This is a genomic window from Bacillus cereus group sp. Bc031 (genome assembly GCF_027716265.1).
In the GTDB taxonomy this organism is placed as follows: Bacteria; Bacillota; Bacilli; order Bacillales; family Bacillaceae_G; genus Bacillus_A; species Bacillus_A paranthracis.
In genome coordinates this window covers 54,604-65,675 of sequence record NZ_JAQFUL010000006.1, presented here as the reverse complement: position 1 = coordinate 65,675, position 11,072 = coordinate 54,604, and the positions used below count along the sequence as shown (strand labels likewise).

The following is an 11,072-nucleotide window of genomic DNA, read 5'->3' as shown; positions in this document are numbered from 1 at the left end:
GACATAATGCAGAAATTAGTTGACACTCTAATTGATAAGGATTATCATTATAATTTTATGTTGAAAAGTTTTAAAAACCGTTTTACAATAAGGTTATAATTTTTATGGCGAGCTTTTCACATACATATTATCAGGAGGGAAAAAAGATGGCAAAATATACAATCGTTGATAAAGATACTTGTATCGCATGTGGTGCTTGTGGCGCTGCTGCACCAGACATTTATGACTATGATGATGAAGGTATTGCATTCGTAACATTAGACGATAACCAAGGTATTGTTGAAATTCCAGATGTATTACTTGAAGATATGATGGATGCATTTGAAGGTTGTCCAACTGACTCAATTAAAGTTGCTGACGAATCATTCGACGGCGATGCTTTAAAGTTCGAATAGTCTTTTATTAACTTCAAAAAATACCCCTCATTTCTTTGAGGGGTATTTTTTGTTTTCTATTTTCATTCTCCTTATTAAAAAACCATTAGTAGTTACATACTACTAATGGTTTTATTTTATATTTTATGCATTTTTCATTTTTGCAAACACCCATACTTTCAGGCGTGAGAATAACGCTACAAATACAATTGTCACAACAATTCCTTTAATCAAATTAAATGGTAAGATTGCCGTTACAACCGTTGTCTTTATCGCTTCGCTAGACATAGCTGGTGAATTTAAAAACCAAGTGTAAGCTGGGAATATGATGATGTAATTTAATACGCTCATAATAAGAGCCATTGTAATTGTCCCTAGCATTAATCCTGTCGTTAAACTCTTAACAGTACGATACTTTCTAAATAAGAAAGCTGCTGGTCCAATAAATAAACATCCTGCAATAAAGTTAGCAATTTCTCCAACTGGTACTCCCGTTAAACTCCCTTGAATCCCGTAATGTAAAATATTCTTTATCGCTTCTACAATTATCCCTGCAACCGGCCCGAAAATAATTGCAGCAATTAGAGCTGGTACATCACTAAAATCAATTTTTAAAAATGGCGGAAGCCCTGGGAATGGGAAATCCAACATCATCAGTAAATATGCAATACTACTTAGCATCGCTACACTCACCATCTGCACTACACTGTTTTTTTGTTTCATCTTTCTCTCTCCTTTTCCATCGATCATCTCATGGAAAGTGGAAAGGTTCTGCTATGCCTACTTTTTCATAGAACGAAAAAACCCTTTGTGTTTTACACAAAGGGAGAATTTAAGGCACATCAAACAGACGTTCAAATACTTATCTTTTTTGAACGCTTGAACCTCCATCTTCTCCCATCCAGACTGTACTGTCGGCTTTGGAATCACACCAAATCCTGCCTTAACGGCTCGCGGGCTTAGAACAAAATCACATATAGTTCATCACCGCCGGTCGGGATTTTCACCCTGCCCCGAAGATAGACCGATATTCTATTTTCCACTTCATTATACAACAACATGATCGTATTGTGAACAAAAAAATCGTAACTTATTAAAAATAAGTTGTTGATTTTACATAATCAAAATCATTCATTATATTTTACAATACACTCCATATTTTTTAGTATTCGGCATTTCTCCTATGAATCCCCTAGTCATATATAATTAAAAGTGATAAGATGTTGAATTGTTAAGATAAGAACATTTTCTGGATTATGGAGGAAATGTCATGAAGAAAGAGAAGAGACACTCTATTCGAGAAACAATGAAAAAAAACTTAAGGAAAGAATACTTTTACTTAAAAAAAGAATTACTTTTCTACTGTCCAATTGATTTAGGCACATTCTCAAGCGAGACATACTATGCTGCTTTCGATGAAGATGGCATCAGTATTTATCAGTATGATAAAAAGACAGAAAGTAAATTAAAATTATGTGAGCGTCATCCGTGGAAGAGTTGGAATAAAGTGAAGGTGGATCATTATTTAACAACTTCACAATTTATTTTTCAAGGTGAGCGAAACTGGATATTATCCCTTTTCCAAAAAGGAAAAGAAGCTCAAAAAATAATCGAAGAGCATACATCTTTACAAACTGAAGTTGTTTCCCGCTCTTTCTTAAAAAAACTTCCTGGTTTCCGTTCTAATGCACCGTTGAATAAATACATCGGCAGCATTTGCTATACTGCACTCATTGCATTTTTATTAAAATGGATGATTCCATTTCAAGGACCACAAATCGCCCTGTACTCTATTTCAATCGGTTGTATGCTTCTTGGTTTACTTTGTTTGACAATTGGTTTAATTGAACCGACTATTGTACTATTTCGAACAAACGAAAAAACAAGAGCGAAAGTATTTTACTTATATAGCTACTTAGCTATTTCTGGATTTATATGTGTCTTTATTTTTTGGTAAAAAAGAGCTAGTTAAACTAGCTCTTTTTTTACTTTACATATAATTGTTGATTTGGATAAATGAGCTCTTGTTGCAACCCATTTTTTTCTTGAATTTCCTTAACGGACATTCTAAATTTCCGTGCAATGCTAACTAGAGTATCACCTTTTTGGACAACGTATAACGATGAAGAAACTGTTTCATTTCTTTGTTCATGTAAAACAAGCAATGGATTCATCGCATTCTTTTTTGCCATCGTCCATCTTCCTTGATGAACTTCTAAATGTAAGTGTGCACCTCGGGATTCTCCTGTATTTCCTACTTCTCCAATTATTTCTCCTTTTGAAATATAATCCCCTTGAACTACATATCTCTTATTTAAATGTGCATACACAGCCTCATATTCTCCATGTTTAATAAATATAACGTTTCCATAACTACTTGAATAATAAGACTTTGTTACCTTCCCTTCTTGAATAGCTGACACAGGCGTGCCGATCGGTGCCGCTATATCTATACCGTAGTGTTTTCCGTGCCTTGTTCCAAAATAATCACTTATCTGTCCTTCAACAGGCCATGCCCATTGATTTCCCTCTGCGTACACATGTAATTGAGATAAAAACAGTACTGTCAATAACATGACGCCGTATTTTAAAGCTTTCATATACATCCTCCGTTTTCTAATTACGACCATACCTTCTCTATTTTGGTATATTACAGAAAAAAGTATACAAAAAAAGAAAGTGAATCACTCCACTTCCTTCTCTTTCTTATCACGAAAAACGATTGCACTGCGATTATACTCTACATCTTTTACTTGTAATCGAGCGTTTATTACTCTAGCCACTGCAAATAAATAGTCAGATAATCTATTGACATACTTTAGAACAACTGCATTTATTTCTCCTTCCTTTTGCAAGGACACAATACATCGTTCTGCTCGCCTTACAACTGTACGTGCAATATGAATAGCAGCTGCCGATTCGCTTCCACCTGGTAAAATAAAGCGCTCTAGCGGCGGTGCTTCTTCTATATATGAATCAATTCTACCTTCTAAGTTTTCGACCATTTCAATTTTTACTTTATAAGGAATTTTCTCACCTACTATCGCCAAGTCTCCCCCGCAATCAAATAGTTCATGTTGAATATTTTCAAGTTCATTGTAAATATCTCCGAAAACCCCGCCTTGTAGTTTAGTCATCGCATATCCAATATGAGAATTCGCCTCATCTATCGTGCCATATGCTTCCACTCGGATATTATCTTTATCCACTCTGCCACCTATTACACTTGTTGTCCCTTTATCTCCTGTTTTTGTATATAATTTCATTGCTTTACGACACCCCTCTCATCATTCTTCATTCGACTAAGTTAGAAAAAAAAGTTCTACTATTATTTATTTAATTGATTTTACAAAAAAATAAACAACAGTAGAACTTTATTCATTATCAACTTTTAAAACGCATATTTAAATTATACGATTCGGTAAATATACAGAGAATGTAGTTCCCTCTCCAACAACACTTGAAACAGCAATTTTCCCATCATGGCCTTGCACAATATTTTTTGCAATCGCAAGCCCGAGTCCTGTTCCACCTTTTTTCCCACGTGTTCTTGCTTTATCAGCTTTATAGAAACGATCAAATAAAAATGGAATATCTTCTTCTGGAATACCAGCGCCCGAATCTTGTACTTCAAAAATAAGACCATTATTTTTCGTATCAATTACAAGCGTTACGTGTCCACCTGCGTTCGTATGACGTATTGCGTTATCAATTAAATTCGTCAATACTTGTTCCATACGATCTGCATCAAACGGGTATTGCTCAATTGGATTTTTGAAATTAACCGTTAACGCGACTTCTTTATCCTTTGCAATTCCTTGGAATTTACGACCTATTTTTTCAACGAAAGGATGAATATCAACTTCACCTATATGTAACTCTACATTACCACTTTCCATACGCGCTAAATCTAACAATTCATTTACAAGTTTCCCTAAACGAACGGATTCATCATAAATGATTTGAACAAACTCGTTAATTTCTTCTTTTGTTTGCACAATATCATCTAAAATTGCTTCACTATACCCTTGGAGCATGACCATCGGTGTACGAAGTTCATGTGATACGTTCGCAATAAAGTCTTGGCGCATTTTCTCAAGACGGCGTTCTTCCGTCATATCACGCAATACAGCTACAGCCCCACGAATTTTCGTTTGATTGTAAAGCGGCGTCATAAGAACTACATAGTTACCTTTTTGTAAATTAATTTCAACCACTTGTTGTTGTTCGCTTTCTACAACGAGATGGAATAGTTCAACAAGTTCAGAAGGTAGTTTTTTACTGAGCTCTATCTCTTTTTCTTCTTGCCAAACTTGTAAGAAATGTTCAGCCGGCGGATTGATTACAACGACTTCACCCTCTTGATTTAATGTAATAACCCCATCTGCCATACTACTTAAAATACTAGCTAACTGTTCTTTCTCTTGCTGCAGGGCATTCATATTAAACTTCAACTGTTTCCCCATTTGATTTAAGGCTGTTGCAAGCTCACCAATCTCGTCCTGGGATACCATAGGAGCTTTTGCATCAAACTTCCCACGCGACACCTCAAAAGCAACCTCACGCATTTTACGAAGTGGCGCTGTAATTCGAGTAGATAAGAAGAATGCAAAGAAAGTTGTTAATATAATCGCAATCCCTGCTGATAAGAATATAAAATCAGTCGTTCTTTCCATACCTTGTATCGGTACTTGTAAAGATTCGTATACAAACACTGCACTTTGATTTTTTGACTGCACTGGTTTTCCGACAATCATAATATCATTTTCAGTATTTTTATTCTTTCTACTATTAGAGGCTTTTCTAATGTTATTCTTAATTTCTTTTTTGTCTGTAAAAACAGCCGCTAATTCTTTATCTTCTTTCAAATCATCCATTGTAAGAGTGACTAATCCTTCTTGTTTCGGTGAAGAAGATATTTCTTTACCATCTTCTACAATAATGATCCTTGAAAGTGGGTCAGAGAATTTGTACGCGATATTCTCAATCGTTTTTACATCGGCACCTTCTTCAATTAACTCTGAAACACTTGTTGCAACTTTTTGAAGCCTAGCTTCACTCATATCTACATAATATGTTCTAAAAAACTGTGAAAGTAAAATCGCAACAAATCCAAGCACGAACGAAACGAGAAGTAATATGGTCATCCATAATTTCCCTACTACACTTCTCCAAAGCATCAGTCGTTCACAACCTCAAACTTGTAACCTACGCCCCAAACGGTAACAATCATCTTCGCAGCATCGGGTGATTTTTTACTTAACTTCTCACGTAAACGCTTTACATGCGTATCAACTGTACGTAAATCTCCGAAGAATTCATATTGCCATACTTCTTTTAGCAATTGCTCACGATCGAATACTTTATCAGGCGCTTTCGCTAAGAATAATAGTAATTCGTACTCTTTCGGTGTTAAGTTCACCTCATTACCATCTGCTGTAACACGGTGTGCATCATTATCAATTGTTAAATGAGGGAATACAGTAACATCTTTTGTCGTTGTATCTTGTGTAAAGAATGTTGTTGGTACAGAACGGCGTAAGACCGCTTTCACTCGAAGCACTACTTCACGTGGGCTAAATGGTTTCACAATATAATCATCGGTTCCTACCTCAAACCCTTGTACTCGATTTACTTCTTCACCTTTTGCTGTCAACATAATAATTGGCGTCGCTTTCTTCTCACGAACCCCTTTACATACTTCAATACCATCTTTACCAGGCATCATAAGATCTAATAGGATTAAATCATAATCATTTTGCAGCGCCATTTCTAAAGCTGTATCACCATTGTCTGCTTCTTCAATTGTGTATTGTTCTCTCTCTAAATACATTTTCAACAAACGACGAATACGATCCTCATCGTCTACAATTAAAATTCTTGATTCATTTTCCATTTCTACCCGTTGCGTACTTTTACCACAACGGTTCACACCTACCCTTCTATACTATTATGTTGCGCTATTCTCGTTTATTTAAGCAATCTTCTAAATGTTTCACTTCCCATATTATGCTTCACAAGAATAATAAAGTTTGTTCAATTTTTTTCCAAAACTATGTATTTTTTTTGAACAGTATATAATGTCCTCGACATCATTTTACAAAATCAACCGCTACTTTGTCATGTTTTTCTCAAAAAAGAAGAAAAGTTGACAAAAATAAAATAGGAAAGTGACATACACTCTCCTATTTTATTTCTCTATGCGTATGAATGTAAACCCGCGATAATTAAGTTTACTACAATAAAGTTAAACATAATGATTGCAAAACCAATTACCGCTAACCATGCTGACTTCTCTCCATGCCATCCTTTTGATAAACGTAAATGTAATACCGCCGCATAAAAGAGCCACGTTATAAGTGCCCAAACCTCTTTCGGATCCCAGCCCCAAAAACGTGTCCACGCTATTTGAGCCCAAATCATAGCGAAAATTAATGCACCCAATGTGAAAACTGGGAATCCAATTGCAATAGAACGATATCCTATTTCATCTAACAAATCGCTATTCGTATTTTTCACTAACGGCTGAAGTGCCGCTGATACTCGTTTACGTAAAATTAGCCTTAATACAATATAGAGTAACGTTCCGACTAACACTGACCAAATAACAGTATTTAATTTTTTCGCATTTACAATCGCCGGAACTTCAACTGTCGGCTCTAATTTATTTTCTGTCAGTAACTTCCCTTCATGCGGCCCCACTAAAGCCGGAAGATTGTATTTCATTTCCACTTGTTGTTCATTTTTATCAATCCATTGAAACTTTGCTTCATATTTCATACTAGAATATACCGTTGTTACTCCAATAAACCCAACTGTACAAACAAGTGTGAATACTACCGTCTCTAGCCAAAATGTACGTTTACTTTTCACTGATTGATCTACATTTTTCAATAAATACATAACGCCTGTAATAAAACTAATTGCTAAAATTGCTTGCCCTGCAGCCGCAGTCGTCACGTGAATATGTAACCAATTACTTTTTAAAGATGGAATAAGCGGTGATATTTCCCTCGGAAACATACTCGCGTAGGCAATTAATAAAAGCGCAACTGGTAATGCAAAGAGCCCAATTATACTTACGCGGTACATAAAATACATGACAATAAATGCTCCGACAAGCATCATGCCGAAAAACGTACCGAACTCAAAAAAGTTACTAACCGGTGCATGTCCTGATGCAATCCATCTTGTAACAAAATATACCGTTTGTGCAATAAACCCTAAAATTGTAATCGTTATTCCTACATTTGCCCATTTATGACCCTTTTCTTTAATTGCTCCCCCAAAAAATAGAGTGGCAATTAAATATAAAATAAATGCGGTAAAGAGAAAGTTACTACTTATTTGCACCATATCGTTTCCCCACCTTAACTAATTTTTTTATCGACTACTTTATCATTTGGTTGCGGAATTGCTGTACCTTCTAGTACTCTTTCAATATCTTTCTTTAAACCGAACCAGTTTTTATTCGTATGTCCTGCAATCCACCATTCATCATTAACGCGTTGTATCCAAATACGGCGATGATTCCAATACATTCCTTGAATGACACCAACCATAAATATAAACCCTCCAATACCGAGAATCCAAAGCGTTAAATCTTTTCTTACAGTAAGTGCTGTTGCATTTTGCATTTCCACACCTGCAAAGGACATTTTATATTTGTTATTCCCATCAGGTTCTATATTTTGCTGGATACCAACAAAACTCACTTCACCATCTGGTGTTTCAGGTGTAAACATTTTAAATACAAATGCAGGGTTGTTTGGTAATTTTGTTTTTGTATTTGGTCTTCCATTCTCATCAAAATAAAAATCAGGGAAATAGCTTAATAGTTCTAAAGAATAACCATTTCCTAAATCATATTTTTCTGCAGGGTTTGTTAAATCAACTTTAATCGGTCCCCACTTTTGATTATTTTCTTTATTTTGCAAGTTAAAGGACATACTTTTAAATTCATTTTCTTTATAATCCACTTGATACACTGCAAACTTATCAAATTTCAGTGGTTCATTCACTCGAATTTCCGCTTCTTTTACTTTTTCCAATTTCGGCTTTTGTCCTGCTATATTTTCCCCTACTGCTTTATACAATACAGCATTCGTTTGGAAGTTTTTCGCAATCATTTTATCACCTACACGGTCAATTGCTTCATCAAAAACCTCCTTGTCCTTACTTTTATCATAAACTTCCTTTATAAACTTCTCGTTTTTTAAATAGTATTGACCATCTGTCCCTGGTATTTCTTTCATTTCTCCATCACGTAACCAAATCGCTTCGTCTACGTACATACTTGGTAAAAAACGGAGCATCGCACCGAATAAAAAGATGATGAGACCGATATGATTCACATATGGACCCCAGCGTGAAAACCGTCCCTTTTCTGCCAAAATATTTCCGTCTTCCACTTTTACGTTATAGTTTCTTTTCTTTAAATTCTTTTGAACTCTTTCAAAATCACCATCTTGCGGTGTACCAGTACCGTATAATCTTTGTCTCTTTAAAAAGCTAGGGTGTCTTTTCACCCCTTGCTTCTTTAAAGCTTTATAAAGTGGAATGACACGATCTAAACTGCATATCACAAGTGAAATACCAATTGAAGCAATTAAAATCATATACCACCACGAACCGTATAAATTATTAAAGCCTAATTGATAGTATAATTGCCCTAAAAATCCGTATTCTTGCTTATAATATTCAGCTGGTGCAATTCCTGGAGTTATGTACATTTCTTGCGGAAAAATAGTCCCTATCGCCGATGCAGCTAAAGTGATTACAATGAGCCATACACCGACTTTTACAGAAGAGAAAAAGCTCCAAATTTTATCAATAATCGTTTTTGTTTGCGTGAGAGATCTCCGAGCACTCCCCTCATAGCGCATATCCAATAGTTTTATATTTTCATTGCTTTCAAATGGTTTCCCGCAAGCTTCACAAAAAACAGTTCCTATCGGATTCACATGTCCACATTCACATTTAATTTCTTTCAACACTCTCACCGCCCCTGTATCTATATGTACTATTGTATATTCTAACCTCAAGTTACCGCAATACTCAGAATTTTTAAACCAAAGGCACTATAGGTAAGCGCCTTGTATGTAAAGGTTTTCTTTATTACGGAGTGATTTTCTTTAAATACTCCTCCAATTGTTCCTTCGTTTGTTCACCTTTAATCTCTTGAATCACCTTACCATCTTTATCAATCAAGAAGCTTGTTGGTAATGGTATTACTCCATACGTTTTTATAATTTCTCCACCTTTATCGATTGCAACAGGGAACTTAAGATCGTATTGTTTCACAAAATTCTTAACAGCAATATCCGTTTCATCTGCATCTAACGCAATGATTTCAACGCCTTTTTCTTTATACTTTGGATATAGTTCATTCATATAAGGCATTTCTTTTTCACAAGGTTTACACCACGTACCCCAAAAGTTTAAAAATACACCTTTTCCCTTAAAATCTTTTAGCTCAATTTTCTTTCCTTCTAAATCTGTCACAACAAAGTTAGGTGCTTCTTTTCCAATTTCCATTTTCTCTTCTTTAGAGAAATATCCTTGATAAAGTGTAAATCCTACAGCACCACATAAAATGAGCAGAATAATAACGCGAAATAATAAGCGATTTTTTTTCATATTGTCTCCCCTCTCTTCGACGAGTGATGAATATATGTATTTTTTAATAAATCACCAGCGGAGCATTCCACTGGTGAAATTTTCACAATATCGATTAGCGAGGCTTTGTAGAAGCCAATGCACGTAATTGTTTTACCTCATGTGGTGTCAATTCTCTTGCATCACCAGGTCGCAGGCTTCCTACTTCTAAGAAAGCATAGCGTTCACGCTTTAGTTTCACTACTTTACAATCTAACACTTCAAACATACGACGTACTTGACGGTTACGTCCTTCATGAATTGTTAATTGTACAATCGCCATTTCTTTACGCTTGTCCCAAGAAATAATCTTCACACGTGCTGGTGCTGTTTTTCCGTCTTCTAACATCACACCGCGTTCTAACATGCGGATTTTTTCACCTGTTAGAGGCCCTTTTATTTTTGCAACATATGTTTTTTCAACTTTATATCTAGGGTGCATTAATACGTTTGCGAAGTCCCCATCGTTTGTCATTAATAATACGCCAGACGTATCATAATCTAAACGTCCGATTGGGAATAAACGTTGTGTAATTTCCGGGAAAAAGTCTGTTACAACACTTCTTCCTTTATCATCTGATACACTTGAAATTACGCCAGTTGGTTTATATAGTAAAAAATAAACAGGTTCTTCTTTTTCAAGAGGGATGTTATTTACTTCTACTTTATCTTGAGGAGTTACTTTCGTTCCTAACTCCTTCACTATTTTTCCGTTAACTTTCACTTTTCCTTGCTGAATTAATTCCTCAGCCTTTCTTCTCGATGCAATACCTGCTTGCGCAATCACTTTTTGTAATCGTTCCATTTCTTTTTTTCACCTCGAATTTATCTTACCTTACATTAGAAAGACTTGGCAACCGCATACGCTTGACGGCTTTTTGCTCCATCTTACTTAAACAACATAGCGATGATAATAAACATATAAAGGTCAAATCATGTTTTTACCTTTTATTATTGTCCATATTTTTCATATTGCTCACAATAAAAGTTCATTATTTTGTCAAAAATACCGCATAAAAAAACCACTATTAAGCAACACCT

11 protein-coding genes and 1 riboswitch are annotated in these 11,072 nt (G+C 35.3%); of the genes, 2 read left to right on the top strand and 9 right to left on the bottom strand.

Annotation, left to right across the window (positions count from 1 at the left end; translation table 11 throughout):
• The first annotated feature begins 146 nt into the window (after positions 1-146).
• A complete protein-coding gene (locus PDQ33_RS04065; protein ID WP_001151996.1) occupies positions 147-395 on the top strand; it encodes a ferredoxin in 249 nt (82 codons plus the stop codon).
• Positions 396-518: 123 nt separating this feature from the next.
• On the opposite strand, the gene PDQ33_RS04060 is transcribed toward PDQ33_RS04065, so the two are convergent.
• Entirely contained in the window at positions 519-1,097 is a 579-nt protein-coding gene (locus PDQ33_RS04060) for an ECF transporter S component (protein ID WP_000810850.1), read from the bottom strand.
• Between the two features lie 162 nt (positions 1,098-1,259).
• A riboswitch (FMN riboswitch) is annotated at positions 1,260-1,399 on the bottom strand.
• 245 nt (positions 1,400-1,644) lie between these two features.
• On the opposite strand from PDQ33_RS04060, the gene PDQ33_RS04055 reads away from it, so the two are divergent.
• Positions 1,645-2,331, top strand: coding sequence for a hypothetical protein (locus PDQ33_RS04055; protein ID WP_000711807.1), 687 nt, complete (start codon positions 1,645-1,647; stop codon positions 2,329-2,331).
• 28 nt (positions 2,332-2,359) lie between these two features.
• On the opposite strand, the gene PDQ33_RS04050 is transcribed toward PDQ33_RS04055, so the two are convergent.
• The 8 genes from PDQ33_RS04050 to rluB all read right to left on the bottom strand — a co-directional run bounded on the left by PDQ33_RS04050 (position 2,360) and on the right by rluB (position 10,836).
• Positions 2,360-2,974, bottom strand: a complete 615-nt coding sequence (locus PDQ33_RS04050) for a peptidoglycan DD-metalloendopeptidase family protein (protein ID WP_000645703.1) — start codon at positions 2,972-2,974, stop codon at positions 2,360-2,362.
• Positions 2,975-3,058: 84 nt separating this feature from the next.
• Positions 3,059-3,640, bottom strand: coding sequence for a cob(I)yrinic acid a,c-diamide adenosyltransferase (locus PDQ33_RS04045; RefSeq protein WP_076873271.1), 582 nt, complete (start codon positions 3,638-3,640; stop codon positions 3,059-3,061).
• A gap of 138 nt (positions 3,641-3,778) precedes the next feature.
• The gene (gene resE / locus PDQ33_RS04040; RefSeq protein WP_098671838.1) at positions 3,779-5,554 is read right to left on the bottom strand and encodes a sensor histidine kinase ResE; all 1,776 of its coding nucleotides are present in this window, start codon (positions 5,552-5,554) and stop codon (positions 3,779-3,781) included.
• Positions 5,554-6,270 (bottom strand): DNA-binding response regulator ResD, encoded by a 717-nt coding sequence (resD, locus tag PDQ33_RS04035; RefSeq protein ID WP_000426862.1) that lies wholly within the window; start codon positions 6,268-6,270, stop codon positions 5,554-5,556. Before resD ends, resE begins: the two co-directional genes overlap by 1 nt.
• Positions 6,271-6,572: 302 nt before the next feature.
• On the bottom strand, positions 6,573-7,730 hold the full coding sequence (resC, locus tag PDQ33_RS04030) for a cytochrome c biogenesis protein ResC (protein WP_000250096.1): 1,158 nt from the start codon (positions 7,728-7,730) through the stop codon (positions 6,573-6,575).
• A 14-nt stretch (positions 7,731-7,744) separates the two neighbouring features.
• Entirely contained in the window at positions 7,745-9,370 is a 1,626-nt protein-coding gene (gene resB / locus PDQ33_RS04025) for a cytochrome c biogenesis protein ResB (protein WP_000910527.1), read from the bottom strand.
• A 121-nt stretch (positions 9,371-9,491) separates the two neighbouring features.
• Positions 9,492-10,013: a thiol-disulfide oxidoreductase ResA gene (gene resA, locus PDQ33_RS04020; protein ID WP_000742198.1), complete on the bottom strand. Its 522-nt coding sequence runs from the start codon at positions 10,011-10,013 to the stop codon at positions 9,492-9,494.
• A 94-nt stretch (positions 10,014-10,107) separates the two neighbouring features.
• Positions 10,108-10,836 carry a 23S rRNA pseudouridine(2605) synthase RluB gene (gene rluB / locus PDQ33_RS04015; protein WP_061130455.1) on the bottom strand — a complete coding sequence of 243 codons (729 nt, stop codon included), beginning with the start codon at positions 10,834-10,836 and terminating at the stop codon, positions 10,108-10,110.
• Positions 10,837-11,072 lie beyond the last annotated feature (236 nt).